The sequence below is a fragment of the Bacillus sp. FSL M7-1020 genome, assembly GCF_038050415.1.
In the GTDB taxonomy this organism is placed as follows: domain Bacteria; phylum Bacillota; class Bacilli; order Bacillales; family Bacillaceae_G; genus Bacillus_A; species Bacillus_A toyonensis.
Window position 1 is genome coordinate 4,197,983 of sequence record NZ_JBBOTW010000001.1, and the last position, 18,626, is coordinate 4,216,608.

Sequence of the window (18,626 nt, forward strand, 5' to 3'; positions counted from 1 at the left end):
CTCAATATAATTGTCTATTCATGGATTCAGATTATGCCCTCGTTATCTCTAAAAACAATTACACTCGGCTCAATTAACGTGTTACTATCCACACTTTATACAATTCTATATTCTCATTACATTCTACTTCCGTATGAACATTGAATTCTCGATTTTGTGCTAAGAAAAAAGATAGAACATACGCTATTTTATAGTCCGGTGTTTCATATCCATCAAATACCCTTCCGTATATTTCATTCGCGATCCCGTCTGCCCACACTTCAGCTTCTCTTATCGTTTCAAAAATAACGTCTTCCCTTTTCCATCTCACTTAAAAAATCCCTCCTTCAATTGACTTCAGTTATTAAAGTATGTGATAATTTCATATAATAATTAATATATATGAATGTTATATATACGGAGGTTCTATTATGCGACTAGTACTACCTATTCTAACTTTAGTAGTAACATGTATTCTTACTTTTAACGCTCCAAGCTGGGATACGATTAAAACGGGTTGTTCAGATTTTGCTGCAGGGTTCGCTGAAGGATTCTTCAACTAAAAATAGCGCTAGCTCCCTTATTAAAGGTATGCTAGCGCTATTCATATTTTCATGTTTTAAAAATTATCTAATGCTTTTTCCATAATGGAAACAGATTTAAAAGGTGGCGTTACCGTTAATGAACCTTTAACAACCGTTTCTCCTTTTTCATCATGAGCAGATACAAGCATATCAATTGTATGTGCCTCCTCAGAAACAGCCACAACTTCAAAGTGGATTTGTAACGTTTCATAATGGTGAACATGCTTCACGAACGTAAGGTCCTTCCTAATAATATGACTACCTGGACCTGGTAAATATTTCGTAACCGCCGTTGTAATCATTCCCGTTAGCATAATGCTTGGTACAATCGGCTTTTCATACGGAGTTTGGGATGCGTAATCATGCTGAATATATAATGGATTGGCATCATTCGTTAGCCCTAAATACAATAACAAATCTTTATCCTCAATTTTTTCAGTGATAGATAGTTTCTCTCCTACTGTAATTTCATCCATTTTACGACCAATTTGAACTTTTTTCTTTAACATGTTACAACCCCCTCCGATTTTTTCACCTTATTATCCTACTAAAAGCGATACCTTATCCGAAATTTACTATGATGAGGGCAATGTATAGTATAAATCTACAGTTTCATTATAGGATACTACAAATGATAGCGTTTTCATATTATTCCAAAAAAACATTTCATTAAATAGTAGAAAAAGATTCGGGGCCCCGAATCTTTTTCCGCTTATATTTAATTATTAAACAAGAACTTTCATAACGTTACGTACAGATTCTACAGAGCGATCTAACGCTTCTTTTTCCTCTGCAAGAAGTTCTAATTCAATAATTTTTTCAATTCCGTTACCACCTAGAATTACTGGTACCCCTAAGTAAAGGTCACTATAACCATATTCACCTTCAAGATACGCAATAGCCGGTAATACACGGCGTTGATCTTTTAAGATTGCTTCTGTCATTTCAACTAAAGAAGCCGCTGGTGCGTAATATGCACTACCGTTTCCTAATAAGCCTACAATCTCTCCGCCACCCTTACGTGTACGTTCTACAATTGCCTCTAAACGCTCTTTCGGAATTAACGTTTCTAACGGAATGCCACCCGCATAGGAATAACGTACAAGAGGTACCATGTCGTCACCGTGTCCACCAAGAACAAATCCTGTAATGTCTTTCACAGAAAAATTTAATTCTTGTGCAATGAATGTACGGAAACGAGCTGTATCTAATACGCCCGATTGCCCGATAACACGCTCTTTCGGGAATCCTGCTTCTTTAAATACAGAATATGTCATTGCATCAACTGGATTTGTTAATACAACAATAATCGCATTTGGTGAATGTTTTGCAATGTCGCGCGTAATACTTTTCATAATTTTAGAGTTTGTTGCTACTAAGTCATCACGGCTCATACCAGGCTTACGTGCAATACCTGCTGTAATAACGACAACGTCAGAATCAGCAGTATCTGCGTAATCAGATGTTCCAATAATGTTAGCATCAAAACCTTGTACTGGGCTCGCTTCTAACATATCTAACGCTTTCCCTTTTGTTGGATTTTCCAGTTGTGGAATGTCCACTAATACAACATCTGCAAGTTCTTTTTGTGCTAATAAGAATGCTGTTGTTGCTCCTGTAAATCCTGCACCGATGACTGAAACTTTCTTGCGTTTGATTGTCATAATTTACCCCCCACTTTAATTATGCGTTTTTGATTATCGCTACATCCATGTTTTTAATAAGCTCATTAGCAAATTCAGAACATTTCACTTCTGTTGCGCCTTCCATTAGACGAGCGAAGTCGTATGTTACTACTTTTGATGCAATTGTTTTCTCAACTGAATCAGTTACTAATTTCGCAGCTTCATTCCATCCTAAATGTTCTAGTAATAATACACCAGAAAGAAGAACAGAAGATGGGTTTACTTTGTCTAAACCTGCATATTTTGGAGCTGTACCATGTGTAGCTTCAAAGATAGCATGTCCAGTCACATAGTTAATGTTTGCACCAGGTGCAATACCAATTCCACCTACTTGTGCAGCAAGTGCATCAGAGATATAGTCACCATTTAAGTTCATTGTTGCAACAACATCGAACTCACGTGGACGAGTTAAAATTTGTTGTAAGAAGATATCTGCAATAGAATCTTTTACGATGATTTTTCCAGCCACTTCTGCGTCTGCCATCGCTTTATTCGCTGCATCTTTGCCATCTTTTTCAACGATGCGATCATATTCAGCCCAAGTAAATACTTTATCGCCAAATTCTTGTTCCGCAACTTCATAACCCCAGTTTTTGAAAGCACCTTCTGTAAATTTCATAATGTTTCCTTTATGAACTAATGTAACAGAAGAGCGTTTTTCGTTAATTGCATATTGAATTGCAGCACGAACAAGACGCTTTGTCCCTTCTTCTGAAATTGGTTTAATACCAATACCAGATGTTTCTGGGAAGCGGATTTTATTAACACCCATTGCTTCTTTTAAGAAAGCAAGAACTTTTTCTGCTTCTGGAGATCCTTGTGCATATTCAATTCCAGCATAGATGTCTTCTGTATTTTCACGGAAAATAACCATATCAGTATCTTCCGGACGTTTTACAGGTGAAGGAACACCTTCAAAATAACGAACTGGACGTAGACATACGTATAAATCTAATTCTTGACGAAGCGCTACGTTTAGAGAACGAATACCACCGCCAACTGGAGTTGTAAGTGGACCTTTAATTGCGATTAAATATTCACGGATTAAATTTAAAGTCTCTTCTGGTAACCACTCGCCTGTTTGGTTGAATGCTTTTTCCCCTGCAAGCACTTCTTTCCAAACGATTTTCTTCTCACCATCATAAGCTTTTTCTACTGCTGCTTCTAGTACGCGAGATGCAGCTTCCCAAATATCAGGACCAATTCCATCTCCTTCGATAAATGGAATAATCGGATTGTTTGGTACATTCATAACACCATTAGTTACAGTAATTTTTTCACCTGTCGTCAATGTGATAACCCCCATGTTTGAAATTTCATATGTATGAAACTGAGGGAATAACCCCTCAGTTCAAACCGTTAGTCAAATTAAAATATTCTAATCATTACATCTTCCCAAAAAAATCAGACTTTTGAAAGCGTATTTTTACTATCGAAATAGTGTTTTTCGCTTATCGTTGTGCAATTGGAACATATACTTGATGTGTTGGTCCATTATAATCAGCACGCGGACGGATTAAACGGTTGTTTTCATATTGTTCTAGAATATGAGCTAACCAGCCTGACATACGGCTAATTGCAAAGATAGGTGTAAATAAGTCATGGTCAATTCCTAAACAATGGTATACAGAAGCTGAATAGAAATCAACATTTGGTGGAAGACCTTTTTCTTTTGTTACAATGTCTTCAATTTTGATAGACATATTATACCATTTCTCTTCTCCTAAAAGCACGCATAATCTCTTAGACATTTCACGTAAATGTTTTGCACGTGGATCACCTTGCTCATACACACGATGACCAAAGCCCATGATTTTCACTTTATTTTGAAGAGCATTATGAATATATGATTCTACATTTTCTTCTTCGCCAATTTCAGTTAACATCTTCATTACATTTTCATTTGCCCCGCCGTGAAGAGGACCTTTTAACGCACCGATTGCTGCAGTAATACCAGAATATACATCTGAAAGTGTAGCTACGCAAACACGTGCAGTAAATGTAGAAGCGTTTAACTCATGATCTGCATGAAGTACAAGCGCCTTATCAAAAGCTTCAATTTCAACTTCATTTGGCTCACGATCATTTAACATGTACAAGAAGTTTGCAGCTAATGATAAATCTTTTCTCGGTTCAACAATATCTAAACCTTTACGGATTCTTGCATAAGCGGCAATTAAAGTTCCCACTTGAGCTTGTAATTTAACCGCTTTCAAATAATTGGACTTTTCATCCATAATTTCAGCGCTCTCATCGTATAATGATAGCATGGAAATTGCAGTTCGTAAAACAGACATAGGATGTGCGATCTTTAAATCTACTTGTTTCAAATATGTTAAAATTTCACCTGGCACTTTATAGTATTCTGATACAGTTTCATTAAATTCCGCTAGTTCTTGTTCGTTAGGAAGCTTACGGTGCCATAATAAGTACACTACTTCTTCAAATGTAGCATTCTCAGCTAAATCATCAATATTATACCCAACATAAGTTAATGTATCATCAATAATAGAGCTCACAGATGATGTTGTTGCTACTACCCCTTCTAAACCTCGAATAACAGTCATGACATTCTCTCCTTTTCCTGAAAAATTCTCCCAACCTTGCTCCTTATATCTATTTGCTCCCCTTATGAATTATGAACGCCCGTTCACTCTTTAGGCAAGCAAAATGCACGATCATGCACATTTGTTGCGATGTTCCCCTCTTAATGTCCATTGCTTACATGGAAAGCATGAGCGTGAATGTCTCCCCGAATCCTCACGCTCAGAACAACAAGTTAGTGAGGAAAATGAATTCCGAAGAGTTTTATGATAAAAACAACATAAAACAATATCATTATAAAATTGTTTTATGTTGTTTTTATTTTATCTGGTGTAAAGTCTCTGCTGTTATGTAACTTTTCAAAGTTTCTAATTCTATTATAAACAATTATCTGACTTTTGTGAACAGAAAGAATTCAAAAATTTTATATTACTATAAAATTCCTTATTTAAACATTTGTATAATACTCATAACTGCATAGGCAATTCCAGCCCCAATTAACGGGCCTACAGCCACCCCATTAAATAAGGCAACCGCTATAATCGTCCCAAAAACAAGCGCAGTTGTAATATGAGGGTCCGTCGTCAATAATTGTACGCCGCCTTTCGCTAACAAAGCGACCGCCACACCTGAGGCTAAAGCAATCCATGCATAATATGATTTCGCTGCTTCTCCGAGTTGTTTAAAGCCTATTTCCCCTGTCGCAATCGGTACGAGCACTGCTATTGTAATGACTGTTACACCAAGGTTAATCCCTTTCGTTTGTAAATAAGGAAAGACTTTATCTCCTAAAAACGTAAACTTCAATAAGAATAACACTCCAATGGCTACAGTAAGCGATTGGTTTTTAGCAATAAGTCCTATAATAAGTAGTATGAATAAAAATAACGTTGACTGACTAATCATGTTTGCACTTCCTTTCTGAAAATAATGAACTCGCTTCCAAACAAAAATACCTTTAAACCTATCGTTATACATGTCATATCGATGTCTATTTGCCAATGAGAATAAGCCAACAATTTCATTTTTGTATGCATTTTTAACTTACAAAACGAGACTGTAACCCCAAAAAATCAAAGCATATATACATTTTTGAAAACGATGGTCTCTCCTTTCTTTTCTAACAAGAAACAGGTAAAATAAAAAGAAGAGAAAATGAAGTTTTTACCATATAGTAGAAGCATCATCAACAAGCTTTTACAGTCGTTCATGTACTGAAAAAGCAGGGAAAATCCATCATTCCACTATAACATAAAAGTGAAACTTTAATCAGTGAATGCTACTCGTTATAAGTTGAACGAATTAGGCTAATACAAATTGGAATGGGAGGTATACATCTTTGAACCGAAACTTACTATATATGATATTGCGACTCATATTTGTCATTGTAGCAACGGTAGCTGGGTTCTATGTATTACTATACATGTCAGGACTTATCTATCCTTTTATTATCGCTTTTGCATTTGCTTATTTGATTAATCCTGTCGTCAATTTCCTTAATCAAAAACTACAATTCCCTCGCGCACTAGCAGTACTCGTTAGCTTAATTCTCGTATTCGGAGCTATCGTCGGGCTTGTTACATACCTTGTAACAGAAGCAATATCTGCCACAACATACTTACTACAACTTGTTACAGTAAAGTTTCCGGATATCGTTAAATTCGCAGAGCAATTTGCACTTAATCATATTATGCCTCTCTATGACGATTTAATTTCTAAATTTAATCATCTTGGAGAACCGCAGCGTTATACAATTACACAAAACATCCAAAACTTAGGAACTGAAGCAACAACACAAATGAAAGAACTTTTAACAGCTATTATAAGTGGATTAACAAATTTCATTAGTGCATTACCAACAACTCTAACTGTTCTTGTATTCATTTTATTAGCCACTTTCTTCATTAGTTACGATTGGCACCATCTTGCTCAAAAAGCAAGAAAACTTCTACCGAATCGTGTACATGGCTACGGAAAAACTATTTTTGTCGATTTAAGAAAAGCTTTGTTCGGTTTTGTTAAAGCGCAACTTACACTCGTATCTATGACAACCGTTATTGTACTAATCGGACTTTTAATATTACGCGTACCATACGCCATTACTATCGCGATTATTACAGGTGTTGTAGATTTACTCCCATACTTAGGGACAGGAGCCGTCTTCGTCCCTTGGGTTATATACGTATTTTTCACTGGCGACACCGCATTCGCCATCGGTCTTCTCATTCTATACATCGTCGTGATTGTCCAAAGACAAATTATGGAACCTAAAGTGCTTTCATCTAATATTGGTCTTGATCCATTAGCGACACTAGTCGCTCTATTTATCGGCTTTAAGCTCTTCGGTTTCTTAGGATTAATCATCGGTCCAGTCACATTAGTACTACTTAATACATTACACAAAGCTCATGTCTTCCATGACTTGTGGAAATACATTAAAGGTTCACCCTCTTCAAAACAATAATTTCTAATTCACACAAAAAACTTAAGGAATAATGAGTGCAATTTCCCACTCATTATTCCTTGTACTTCTTTTTCATACTAACTACATGCAAAAAGAGAATTGCCCAAAAAAGGATAATTCTCTTGTTTTTTTGCATATAAAAACGGATTTTTCAACCCAGAATACATTTTTATTCTATTTATTTTATAATTATTACTTACATTTATTACTTTTTATGTAAATGAATAAATATACAAATCAGTATAAGATAAGGCTTCAACTAACGATTCCCCTGCTTTTATCAGATTTCATTACGTTCCTCGATCCTTCATACACAAAAATAAAACTTCAATATAGCGGATTTTTTCTACATCCTATTCATTAAGAACAAATAGTATCCAATTTACATGTTCAATCAGAAATATATATCCTACACAATAAAGTGAAACTTTAATCAATCAAGTTTTGTTCATCCCCCACTAATTATTAACCCGTACCAATCAGGCTTTTTGCAGAATAAAAAAAGTAGTGCTTAGATCGCTATAATCTAAGCACTACTTCTGAATAATAATAGTAGATCTCTTTCTAAACTTCCATTCCATCCACTTCATAACAAGCGGCTTCAATAAAGCCCTAGTAAAAGGGACAACAAAAATAAACCCCATTACATCCGTCACATATCCAGGAAGCACTAAAAGAATACCTCCTACAAATACAAAAATACCATCTAGTACTGCCTCGCCTGGCATTTCTCCTCTATTCAACTTAGATTGAATCTCTCTAAGCACTTTAAACCCTTGCCTTTTCGCCAAATATACACCTACAACACCAGTAAATACAATCATAGCGAACGTAGACCATAACCCTATTACATGACTCGACCCAATTAATACCGTAATCTCAACCGCCGGTATTAAAATCAACAAGAATAACAACCATTTCACAGTTCTGCACCCCTTTCACAAATCGCTTTAAAGACCCCTAAAACGCTCATATAGACTAAACAGAAGTAAGACATCCATTCACATTAAACTTCATAACAAGCAGCTTGTAAAAGCAAATTTAGACGTTTTAAAATAGTTCTATCATGTTTTTGTGTAAAAAAAAGAGAAGGACTCCGCTCCTTCTCTCCGTATTACTTCTTATAGCACTTCCGCATGTCCATTATAAACAATTCCGCGTGCCGCATCAACTGTTACTTCTTGGCCATTTTTTAAAGTTGCTGTTACGCCGTTTACACCAACGATAACAGGAATACCGATTGATACGCCTACAACAGCTGCATGGCTAGTTAAGCCACCTTCTTCTACAACTAAAGCAGCAGCTTTTTCGATTGCAGAAATCATATCTTTATCAGTGCTTGTTGTAACAAGGATATCACCTTCGTTTACGTTCGCTACAGCTTCAGCAGCTGTTTTCGCTACAACTACTTTACCTTTTGCAGCTTTACGACCGATTCCTTGTCCTTTAGCAACTTCTTCACCAACAACATGGATTTTCATTAAGTTTGTTGTACCAGTTTCAGCAACTGGAACACCCGCAGTGATTACTACAGTGTCTCCAAGTCCGATTAGACCTGCATCCATACCTGTTTGAATCGCAGTATCTAACATTTCGTCAGTAGACGCTGCACGTTTCCCAGCCATAAATGCTTGTACACCCCAAACAAGTGCAAGACGACGTCCTACTTGCTCGTCAGATGTTACAGCTACGATTGGAGATTTCGGACGATATTTAGAGATCATTTTCGCAGTATGTCCACTTTCTGTTGGAGCTACGATCGCAGCTACATCAAGAGCAAGTGCTGTATGCGCAACAGATTGGCTAATTGCATCTGTAATTGTTGGAGTGAACTCTTTAATACGTTTTTTGAACATATCTTCGTATTGTAATGATTTTTCAACACGTACTGCAATGTTAGCCATCATTGTTACCGCTTCTACTGGATATTGACCAGCAGCAGTTTCACCTGAAAGCATGATTGCATCCGTACCATCGAAGATTGCGTTAGCTACGTCACTTGCTTCCGCACGAGTTGGACGTGGGTTACGTTGCATAGAATCTAACATTTGCGTTGCAGTAATAACTGGTTTACCTAATACGTTACATTTTTTGATTAAACGTTTTTGCACTAAAGGTACTTCTTCTGGTGGAATTTCCACACCCATATCACCACGAGCTACCATTAAACCGTCAGAAACTTCTAAGATTGAATCGATATTGTCGATACCTTCTTGGTTTTCGATTTTCGGTACGATTTGGATGTATTGAGCATTATGCTCTTCTAGTAATTCACGGATTTCTAATACGTCAGATGCTTTACGAACGAAAGATGCTGCGATGAAATCAACTTTTTGCTCGATACCAAAGATGATATCTTTTACGTCTTTTTCAGTGATACCAGGAAGCTTAATGCTTACGTTTGGTACGTTAACACCTTTTTTATTTTTTACAGTTCCACTGTTTAAAACTTTTGTACGGATATTCCCGTCAGCTTTTTCGATTACTTCTAGCTCGATAAGACCGTCATCGATTAGAATGCGAGAACCTGGGTCTACATCATCATAAAGACCAGCATAAGATACAGAGAACTTCTCTGCAGTACCTAATACTTGTTCAGTAGAAAGAACTACTTCTGCACCTGTTACAAGTTCAGCTTGTCCGTCTACGAAGTCGTGAGTACGGATTTCTGGACCTTTTGTATCAAGTAAGATACCAACTGTTTTACCAGTTTTCTTTGAAGCTTCACGAATGTTTTTAATACGAGCGCCGTGCTCTTCATGGCTACCATGAGAGAAGTTTAAACGAGCAACGTTCATACCCGCTTCCATTAATTGTTCTAATTTCTCAATACTTTCACTAGCAGGACCTATTGTACATACAATTTTAGTTTTACGCATATTGCACCTCCGAAAATTATGAAACCGTTCCCAAATATCCGACATTACGCCGATTAGATGGATAATTCTTTAGATAATTGATACATATCTTTATCGATTGTATGCTTTTGAGCTAACGCTTCGATAATGTCATGATCAACAAGTTTATTATCTTGAATACCTACACAGCGTCCACCTTTACCAGCAATTAACAACTCAACTGCTCTTGCGCCAAGACGACTTGCTAATACACGGTCTTGTGCACTTGGTGATCCACCACGTTGTACGTGACCTAATACAGTTACACGAGTATCAAAGTTTGTTGCTTCTTCAATATGCTTACCGATGTCAATTGCACTTCCAACACCTTCAGCTACAATGATAATACTGTGTTTTTTCCCACGTTCGCTACCGCGTTTTAGACGAGCGATTACATCATCCATGTCATACTCTTCTTCTGGAATTAAGATCGTTTCTGCACCATCAGCTAAACCAGCCCATAATGCGATGTCTCCAGCATGACGTCCCATTACTTCGATAACATATGTACGTTCATGAGATGTAGCTGTGTCACGGATTTTATCAATTGCATCAATAACAGTATTTAAAGCTGTATCGAAACCAATTGTGAAGTCTGTTCCAGGAATATCATTGTCGATTGTACCTGGTACACCAACACATGGGAATCCTTGTTCAGTTAATTTTTTAGCACCTTGGTAAGAGCCATCTCCACCAATAACAACAAGTCCTTCGATACCGTGTTTCTTTAATTGCTCGATACCTTTTAGTCGTACTTCTGGATCTTTAAACTCAGGACATCTTGCTGTATATAATTTCGTACCACCGCGGTGGATAATATCGCCAACAGAACCAAGTTCTAATTTTTCAATGTGACCAGAAATTAATCCAGCGTATCCATGGTAAATACCATATACTTCAATATCATGGAAAATCGCTTTACGAACAACTGCACGAATGGCAGCATTCATACCAGGTGAATCTCCACCACTTGTTAATACACCAATACGTTTCATTTGTACTCACCTCATAAAGATTATTTGCCTTATAATAAAATAACACGAAAAAATATAAAAACACAATGGAGAAGATGTGTCTTTTCATAATAAAAACGTGCATTCGCGAAGAGGAACGCACGCTTTTCTTATTTTATCCCAATGGAAGCGTTTGAAAACGAAACTTGCCCAATTTTCATATATTTTTCATAACGTTTTTCGATTAATTCATCTTTCGAAATTCCGTTTAATTGTTCAAAAGTTTTTCTAATCATTAAGTCTATATTTTCTGACTGTTTTAAAAGATTACGGTGAGCTCCACCTTTTGCCTCTGGAATAATTTCATCAATTACACCTAATTCTTTCAAATCTGCTGCTGTAATTTTCATTGCTTCTGCAGCTTCCTTCGCTTTTCCTGCATCTTTCCAAAGAATTGCCGCTGCACCCTCTGGTGTAATAACAGAATAAGTGGAATTTTCTAGCATATGAATGTAATCTCCTACTCCAAGACCTAGCGCACCACCACTACCGCCTTCACCGATAACGATACAAATAACTGGTACCGTTAAACCTGCCATCTCAAATAGATTGCGGGCAATAGCTTCACTTTGTCCACGTTCTTCAGCTGCTTTACCAGGATAAGCTCCCTTCGTATCGATGAAACAAATAATAGGACGATTAAACTTTTCCGCTTGTTTCATGAGACGCAGTGCTTTTCGATATCCTTCTGGATGAGGCATCCCAAAATTACGACGAATATTTTCTTTCGTATCTTTTCCGCGCTGATGCCCAATTACAGTTACAGGCATCCCCTTATATTTCGCAATGCCGCCGACAATCGCTGCATCATCGCCAAATAGGCGATCTCCATGACATTCAAAAAAATCAGTAAATAAGTGCTCAATATAATCGAGCGTTGTCGGTCGTTCTGCATGACGAGCAATTTGCACACGGTCCCATACTTTCATATTGCCGTATATATCTTCCTCTAAATTTTCTAGCTTGTCTTCCAAAATACGAATCTCCTCACTGAAGTCCATCTGGCTGTTTTTCGTATAGTCTTTCAGTTCACGGATCTTATTTCTTAGCTCAACAACTGGTTTTTCAAATTCTAGCTCTGCCATACAGCCATTTCCCCTCCTTGATGAACTTCTAAAATCTTACGAAGTGATTCTTTCATATCATCACGATGCACAACCGCATCTAATTGACCATGGTCTAGTAAAAATTCTGCCGTTTGGAAATCTTCCGGTAGTTTCTCACGCACTGTTTGTTCAATTACACGTCTACCAGCAAATCCGATAAGTGCACCTGGCTCTGCAAGATTATAATCACCAAGTGAAGCAAAACTCGCTGAAACCCCGCCCGTCGTTGGGTGAGTCATAACAGAAATAAATAACCCTCCTGCATTACTATGCTTTTTCAAAGCTACGCTTGTTTTTGCCATTTGCATTAAACTTAATATACCTTCTTGCATACGGGCACCACCCGAAGCAGTAAAGATAATAAATGGAACTTGTAAGTCGTATGCCTTTTCAACCGCACGGGCAATTTTTTCTCCTACAACAGAGCCCATGCTCCCCATTCGAAAACGAGAATCCATTACTGCAACAACAACAAGCATGTCATCAATTGTTCCTTCACCAGTTACAACCGCTTCATTCAATTCAGTCTTCTTACGATCGTTCTCTAATTTCTCTTCATATCCCGGAAACTCGAGTGGATTTAATGAAACCATTTCTTTGTCATACTCACGGAATGACCCTTCGTCCAATATACTATCAAGGCGCTCCCATGCATTCATAGGATGATGATATCCACAGTTCACACATACTTTTAAATTTTTCAGAAGTTCTTTCGTATACATGATTTTTTTACATTTCGGACATTTTGTCATAACGCCATCTGGTACATCTTTTCGTACTTGTTCTGAAGGTATTGCAGCATACTTTTTCTTTTTCACGAATAAATCTCTTAGCACAATTTGACCCCCTTCGTTGAGAGCTAAGGTTAGCGTAAGAAGAAAATGGGGCTAACACCAATGTTTGATGTTAGCCTTATCTTCTCAATCTGTCTAATAACCTCTCTCTTTACGTTTAACTTTAACCGCTATGCGGTAGAATGTTTGTCATAACGTGTCATGGTCATTTCGACAAATTTTATACATTACGAGTGAAACTGTATATTCTCTACTAATTCATCGTAAATTTTTAGTGCATCATTTTCTTGTTTTTCTTCCAAAGTAGCATAAAGCTTTCTATACATATCGATAGAATCTCCTGAAACTTTACAAGAAAGAGTTGCTACGTAATCATTTACGATCATCCAAATGCGATATAGTAAATAATTATCGACTTGTTCAATTAGTGTTTTAAAGAACGTTTGGTGAAGCATTGGAATCGAACTTTCATTTTCTTCAAGCACTTTCTGTAATCTACTTAGCACTTTAGAAAATGTTTCTTTCGGTAAATTACATACAATTCGAATCATATCTTTCTCAAGCAATCGTTTTGTTTGTAATAAATCACGAATTGTTTTCTCATCTTGCAATAGAAACGGAGCAATTAGTTGTACAAGACCGTTATCGTAAAAGTTTCGAATAAACGTCCCTTCACCCCGTCTCGTTTCAATTAACCCTACCAGTTCTAAAGCACGCAATGCTTCTCTTACAGATGAGCGTCCTACGTTTAAGCGTGAACTTAGCTCCCGCTCAGACGGCAAACGATCCCCTGCTACCAATCCATCCTCTTCCATAATGGAACGGATTTTTTTTACAATTTCGAGATATACTTTTGTATTTGATGATGTCAATGGAAATTCCTCGCTTATTCTTTACCAATCAGCGCTAATTGTTTTGTTTTCTCAGCAACTTCATTTGGATCTACTTGACGACGAGCTACTCCTGTCTCCATTGCTGCTTTCGCAACGTAAGCTGCCACTCGAGGCGCTACACGCGCGTCAAACGGTGCCGGAATGATATAGTCTGCATTCAACTCATCTTCTGCTACAAGCTCAGCAATAGCCTGTACAGCTGCCATCTTCATTTCTTCGTTAATTTGTGTCGCATGTACGTCAAGTGCACCGCGGAAAATACCAGGGAACGCTAGTACATTATTTACTTGGTTCGGGAAGTCAGAACGACCTGTTCCAACAACAGCTGCGCCCGCTGCTTTTGCCAATTCTGGCATAATTTCCGGAACCGGATTCGCCATTGCAAAAATAATCGCATTGTCATTCATTGTACGAACCATCTCTTCTGTTAATGCACCTTCTGCAGATACACCAATGAATACGTCCGCACCTTGTACAACATCAGCTAAAGAACCTTCTATACGATTCTTATTTGTATATTTTGCAACTTCATCTTTCACTGGATTCATACCAGTAGGACGACCATCATAGATTGCACCTTTACGGTCACACATAATAATGTCGCGTACTCCATAGCGATATAAAAGTTTAATAATTGCAATACCTGCTGCACCTGCGCCATTTGCGACAACTTTAATGTCAGACATTTTCTTTCCAACTAATTTCAGCGCATTCACAAGGCCCGCTACTGTTACGATAGCTGTTCCGTGTTGATCATCATGGAAGATAGGAATATTTGTTTCTTTCTTCAAACGTTCTTCAATAATGAAGCAGTTTGGTGCTGCGATATCTTCTAAGTTAACGCCGCCAAAAGTTGGCTCCATTAATTTTACAGTTTCAACAATTTTATCTACATCGTTTGTATTTAAGGCGATTGGGAATGCATCTACACCAGCAAAGCTCTTGAATAATACAGCTTTACCTTCCATTACTGGAAGAGATGCTTCAGGTCCAATGTTACCAAGACCAAGTACAGCCGTTCCATCCGTCACAACTGCTACCATATTTCCCTTCATCGTATATTCATATACCTTACTTTTATCGTCATAAATTTCTTTACAAGGCTCTGCAACCCCTGGAGAATATGCAAGACTTAAATCTTTTGCATTTTCTACTTTTACTTTTGATACAGTTTCTAATTTTCCTTGATGCACTTTATGCATGTGAAGTGCTTCTTCACGAAGTGTTGACAAACTATCCACTCTCCTCAAATTATTCTAGCTGGTATCAATTTCTCCAAGTGGTCTGACCACGAACACTACTACTATAATAATCGAAGTGTAGGGAAATTGTCCATTATATTTTCACAACTACATTCTCTTCCCCGACAATTTCACGAAGTGTTCCTAAGCATTTTTCACTTGGATGAATCGATAAACTTCGAGATAATTGTACCATTTTATGTTCCTTTTCATAATAAATTAGTACTTTCGCAAAACCCGAATAGTCAAACAATATTTTTGTAACCTGATTCAAAAGCTTTTTTTCATACTGAGACGGCAATTTCACGTAAACAGATGCATCTTTCTTTTCTTCATAAACATCCATTTCTTCTAACGGATATAGTCCGTTTACAATCCATTGCAGCTTATGATTTCTTAGCTCAATCGTACCGTCAACTAAAACAATTGCCCCTTCTTGTAACTTGTCTGAGAAATGTATATACGTGTCCGGGAAAACAACCGCTTCCATTTCATCATTTTGATCACAGAATGTAATAAACGCCATCTTTTGCAATTTTTTCGTACGAATGACTCTCACACTTGTTATATACACGATAGCCCTTTGTACTTTTTTCTTATTTCGCATCGCCTGAGCGAGAGATGGAATTTCTAATTCTTTTGCTAACTTCACATACTGCGCTGTCGGATAGCTTGATAAATAAAAGCCAAGTGCTTCCTTTTCTTTATTTAACTGTTCAATAAAAGAGAGCTCTTCTCCTTGTACATATTTTGATTTTGGAACAGCATCCCCTAAATCACGGGCAAGATTTGCGTACTCTAACGCTCCTTTAAGGCTTTTCCATAAATTCGTTCTCGAAATACCAAAATCGTCAAAACATCCCGACCAGACGAACGCCTCTAAATTTCGTTCTGTTACAAACTTCGCTGGCATACGAAGACAAAATTCAAATAAATCCTCAAACATTTTGCTCTCTCGTTCTTCTAACAATGCCGTCACTGTAGCCATTCCGATATTTCGAATTGAAAGTAAGCTGTAACGTATCGCATTCCCTTCTATTTGGAAGTTGTAACCACTCTTCTGAAGTGACGGTGGCAAAACGTGGAAACCTTTCCGCTTCGTTTCTCGTATATACTGCACAATCTTATCTTCATTTCCAATTGCACTTGATAATAATGCTGTCATAAATTCCAACGTATAATTCGCTTTTAAGTAGGCAAGCTGATATCCGATCATACTGTAAGCTACAGCGTGACTTCGGTTAAAACCGTAATTCGCAAATCTTACAATCAAATCGTAAATTTTATCTGCTGATGTCTCATCGTATCCGTTTCGCAAACAACCTTGCACGAAATGCTGACGTTCCTGATCTAAAATATCACGATTTTTTTTACTCACTGCTCGGCGTAATAAATCCGCTTCTCCGAGCGAAAATCCTGCTAACTTCGATGCAATTTGCATAATTTGTTCTTGGTATACAATTACACCGTATGTTCTTTCTAAAATCGGCTTTAAATCCGGATGTAAATATTCAATTTTTCTTTTTCCGTGCTTCGATTCAATAAAGGTTGGGATTTGCTCCATCGGTCCTGGTCTGTATAACGAGTTAACAGCGACAATGTCTTCAAACTCATTCGGTTTTAATCCGCGAAGTACATTTCGCATACCACCTGATTCAAGCTGGAATACCCCCGTTGTATCCCCTCTCCCTAGCAATTGGAACGTCTTTTCATCTTGGAGAGGTAAATTCCTTATATCAATTTCTTTCCCCGTTTTTTTCACAATAAACTTTATAATATTTTCAAGTAACGTTAAATTACGTAAGCCTAAAAAGTCCATCTTGAGCAACCCGAGTTCTTCTAATGCATCAGCAGGATATTGCGTAACATAAACATCGTTATGTCCTTCTTGAATTGCTACACTACCCGTTAACGGTTCTTGACTCATAATAACGCCAGCGGCATGAATAGACGTATGACGAGGTAAGCCTTCTACACGTTTTGCAATTTCAAACACACGCTCATGAAGAAGATTCCCTTGTATAAACTCACGGAGTGATTGTGATTCTTCATATGCATCTTTTAACGTTATACCAAGCTTTGATGGAATAAGTTTTGAAAATATGTCAATGTCTCGCGGCGGAAGTCCCATTACACGAGCAATATCTCTAATTGCTGCTTTCGCTGCAAGCGTCCCAAACGTTACAATTTGCGCCACGCGGAGCTGACCATACTTATCTTTCACATATCGGATCATCTCATCACGTCTTATATCTGGAAAATCGATATCAATGTCCGGAAGGGTCACACGTTCGGGATTTAAAAATCTTTCAAATAACAAATCGTATTCAATCGGATCAATATCTGTAATTTCTAATACGTACGAAACGAGTGAGCCAGCTGCCGATCCACGGCCTGGTCCTGTTAAAATATGATTTTCATGTGCATACTTCATAAAGTCCCATACGATGAGAAAATAATCACTAAATCCCATACTAGAAATGACGTTTAGTTCATGATTCAAACGCTTTATATGCACTTCTTTTGGCGTACCATAACGTTTATGCAAGCCTTCTTCACAAGCACGGCGTAAGTAAGTATCATTCGTCTCGTTAGATGGAACAGGAAATTTCGGTAATTGATTTACATGAAACGGTATTTCTACTTTACAACGTTCTGCAATTTTTACAGTGTTGTAAATCGCCTCTTCCGTGTGAGAAAATAGTGCTTCCATTTCATCCGATGACTTTAAATAATATTGATCCGTTTTGAGCCTCGGCCTGTCTGGATCAGTCATTTTCGTTCCACTTTCAACTGATAGTAAACATTCGTGAACGAGCGCGTCACTTTGATTGATATAGCGCACATCATTTGTTGCAACGACTGGGACATTTACCTTACTAATAAATTCAGGTAATTTTTCTTGCAGGAGCAGTTCATCTTGAATTGCATGATGCTGCAAACTCATATAAAAATTATCGAACATATTTTGATATGTACAAGCTACTTCTTCCGCCTGATCCTCTTTGTCTTCTAATAATAATTGTTCAATTTCCCCATCTTTACCTGGTGAAATAGCAATTAATCCTTTCGCATAATGCGCAAGCCACTTCTTCGGAATACCCTCTTTTGACTTCGTCATAATGCTACTAGAAATCTTTAATAAATTTTGATAGCCTATTTCATCTTCAGCAAGTAAGACGAGCGGATAAGACTTCTCTTCTTCTTCACTAAAAATAGAAGCTGTTAAGCCGATAATAGGCTGTATACCATGTTTCTTACATGCTTTATAAAACGGAATAACGCCATACATAACATTTTCATCCGTAATAGCCAACGATGAAAAACCAAGCTCTTTCGCCCTGACTACAAGCTCATCAATTTTACAAGCACTTTTTAATAAACTAAAAACGGTTTGACATTGTAAATGCACAAACTTCACTGTTG

The 18,626-nt window shown here is 37.4% G+C and carries 16 protein-coding genes; 2 read left to right on the forward strand and 14 right to left on the reverse strand.

What is annotated here, in order from left to right; genetic code table 11:
- Window positions 1–73: 73 nt before the first annotated feature.
- Window positions 74–310 (reverse strand): hypothetical protein, encoded by a 237-nt coding sequence (locus MHB70_RS21485; RefSeq protein ID WP_001267375.1) that lies wholly within the window; start codon window positions 308–310, stop codon window positions 74–76.
- Window positions 311–410: 100 nt separating this feature from the next.
- Between MHB70_RS21485 and MHB70_RS21490 the strand changes: the two genes are divergently transcribed.
- Complete coding sequence (locus tag MHB70_RS21490) at window positions 411–542, forward strand: hypothetical protein (RefSeq protein ID WP_001241584.1); 132 nt, start codon at window positions 411–413, stop codon at window positions 540–542.
- Window positions 543–598: 56 nt separating this feature from the next.
- On the opposite strand, the gene MHB70_RS21495 is transcribed toward MHB70_RS21490, so the two are convergent.
- The 5 genes from MHB70_RS21495 to MHB70_RS21515 all read right to left on the reverse strand — a co-directional run bounded on the left by MHB70_RS21495 (window position 599) and on the right by MHB70_RS21515 (window position 5,698).
- Window positions 599–1,072, reverse strand: a complete 474-nt coding sequence (locus MHB70_RS21495) for a MaoC family dehydratase (RefSeq protein ID WP_000914174.1) — start codon at window positions 1,070–1,072, stop codon at window positions 599–601.
- Window positions 1,073–1,288: 216 nt separating this feature from the next.
- On the reverse strand, window positions 1,289–2,227 hold the full coding sequence (mdh, locus tag MHB70_RS21500; protein WP_000153227.1) for a malate dehydrogenase: 939 nt from the start codon (window positions 2,225–2,227) through the stop codon (window positions 1,289–1,291).
- Window positions 2,228–2,246: 19 nt separating this feature from the next.
- Window positions 2,247–3,539, reverse strand: coding sequence for an NADP-dependent isocitrate dehydrogenase (gene icd / locus MHB70_RS21505; RefSeq protein ID WP_000206907.1), 1,293 nt, complete (start codon window positions 3,537–3,539; stop codon window positions 2,247–2,249).
- Between the two features lie 160 nt (window positions 3,540–3,699).
- Window positions 3,700–4,815: a citrate synthase gene (gene citZ, locus MHB70_RS21510; RefSeq protein ID WP_000216095.1), complete on the reverse strand. Its 1,116-nt coding sequence runs from the start codon at window positions 4,813–4,815 to the stop codon at window positions 3,700–3,702.
- 421 nt (window positions 4,816–5,236) lie between these two features.
- Complete coding sequence (locus MHB70_RS21515) at window positions 5,237–5,698, reverse strand: DUF441 domain-containing protein (protein ID WP_000625507.1); 462 nt, start codon at window positions 5,696–5,698, stop codon at window positions 5,237–5,239.
- Window positions 5,699–6,131: 433 nt separating this feature from the next.
- Between MHB70_RS21515 and ytvI the strand changes: the two genes are divergently transcribed.
- Window positions 6,132–7,256, forward strand: coding sequence for a sporulation integral membrane protein YtvI (gene ytvI / locus MHB70_RS21520; protein ID WP_061529683.1), 1,125 nt, complete (start codon window positions 6,132–6,134; stop codon window positions 7,254–7,256).
- A gap of 533 nt (window positions 7,257–7,789) precedes the next feature.
- Here the strand turns inward: ytvI and MHB70_RS21525 are convergent.
- The 8 genes from MHB70_RS21525 to dnaE form a co-directional block, all read right to left on the reverse strand.
- Window positions 7,790–8,179, reverse strand: a complete 390-nt coding sequence (locus MHB70_RS21525; protein ID WP_000871649.1) for an FxsA family protein — start codon at window positions 8,177–8,179, stop codon at window positions 7,790–7,792.
- Between the two features lie 198 nt (window positions 8,180–8,377).
- Entirely contained in the window at window positions 8,378–10,135 is a 1,758-nt protein-coding gene (gene pyk / locus MHB70_RS21530) for a pyruvate kinase (RefSeq protein ID WP_001232683.1), read from the reverse strand.
- Window positions 10,136–10,188: 53 nt separating this feature from the next.
- Window positions 10,189–11,148, reverse strand: a complete 960-nt coding sequence (pfkA, locus tag MHB70_RS21535; RefSeq protein WP_000821156.1) for a 6-phosphofructokinase — start codon at window positions 11,146–11,148, stop codon at window positions 10,189–10,191.
- Between the two features lie 128 nt (window positions 11,149–11,276).
- The gene (gene accA, locus MHB70_RS21540) at window positions 11,277–12,251 is read right to left on the reverse strand and encodes an acetyl-CoA carboxylase carboxyl transferase subunit alpha (protein WP_000818790.1); all 975 of its coding nucleotides are present in this window, start codon (window positions 12,249–12,251) and stop codon (window positions 11,277–11,279) included.
- Window positions 12,239–13,108: an acetyl-CoA carboxylase, carboxyltransferase subunit beta gene (gene accD / locus MHB70_RS21545; protein ID WP_000942864.1), complete on the reverse strand. Its 870-nt coding sequence runs from the start codon at window positions 13,106–13,108 to the stop codon at window positions 12,239–12,241. Before accD ends, accA begins: the two co-directional genes overlap by 13 nt.
- A 185-nt stretch (window positions 13,109–13,293) precedes the next feature.
- On the reverse strand, window positions 13,294–13,938 hold the full coding sequence (locus MHB70_RS21550; protein ID WP_000204451.1) for a FadR/GntR family transcriptional regulator: 645 nt from the start codon (window positions 13,936–13,938) through the stop codon (window positions 13,294–13,296).
- 14 nt (window positions 13,939–13,952) lie between these two features.
- Window positions 13,953–15,161, reverse strand: coding sequence for an NAD(P)-dependent malic enzyme (locus MHB70_RS21555; RefSeq protein WP_162148121.1), 1,209 nt, complete (start codon window positions 15,159–15,161; stop codon window positions 13,953–13,955).
- Between the two features lie 133 nt (window positions 15,162–15,294).
- Window positions 15,295–18,621 carry a DNA polymerase III subunit alpha gene (gene dnaE / locus MHB70_RS21560; RefSeq protein ID WP_000673710.1) on the reverse strand — a complete coding sequence of 1,109 codons (3,327 nt, stop codon included), beginning with the start codon at window positions 18,619–18,621 and terminating at the stop codon, window positions 15,295–15,297.
- Between the last annotated feature and the right edge of the window lie 5 nt (window positions 18,622–18,626).

Excerpts from the sequence above, each read along its gene's own strand:
- pyk (WP_001232683.1), bottom strand. The coding sequence starts at position 10,135 with ATGCGTAAAACTAAAATTGTATGTACAATAGGTCCTGCTAGTGAAAGT.
- MHB70_RS21555 (WP_162148121.1), bottom strand. The coding sequence starts at position 15,161 with ATGCATAAAGTGCATCAAGGAAAATTAGAAACTGTATCAAAAGTAAAA.
- MHB70_RS21490 (WP_001241584.1), top strand. The coding sequence starts at position 411 with ATGCGACTAGTACTACCTATTCTAACTTTAGTAGTAACATGTATTCTT.
- pfkA (WP_000821156.1), bottom strand. The coding sequence starts at position 11,148 with ATGAAACGTATTGGTGTATTAACAAGTGGTGGAGATTCACCTGGTATG.
- citZ (WP_000216095.1), bottom strand. The coding sequence starts at position 4,815 with ATGACTGTTATTCGAGGTTTAGAAGGGGTAGTAGCAACAACATCATCT.
- accA (WP_000818790.1), bottom strand. The coding sequence starts at position 12,251 with ATGGCAGAGCTAGAATTTGAAAAACCAGTTGTTGAGCTAAGAAATAAG.
- MHB70_RS21495 (WP_000914174.1), bottom strand. The coding sequence starts at position 1,072 with ATGTTAAAGAAAAAAGTTCAAATTGGTCGTAAAATGGATGAAATTACA.
- MHB70_RS21515 (WP_000625507.1), bottom strand. The coding sequence starts at position 5,698 with ATGATTAGTCAGTCAACGTTATTTTTATTCATACTACTTATTATAGGA.
- mdh (WP_000153227.1), bottom strand. The coding sequence starts at position 2,227 with ATGACAATCAAACGCAAGAAAGTTTCAGTCATCGGTGCAGGATTTACA.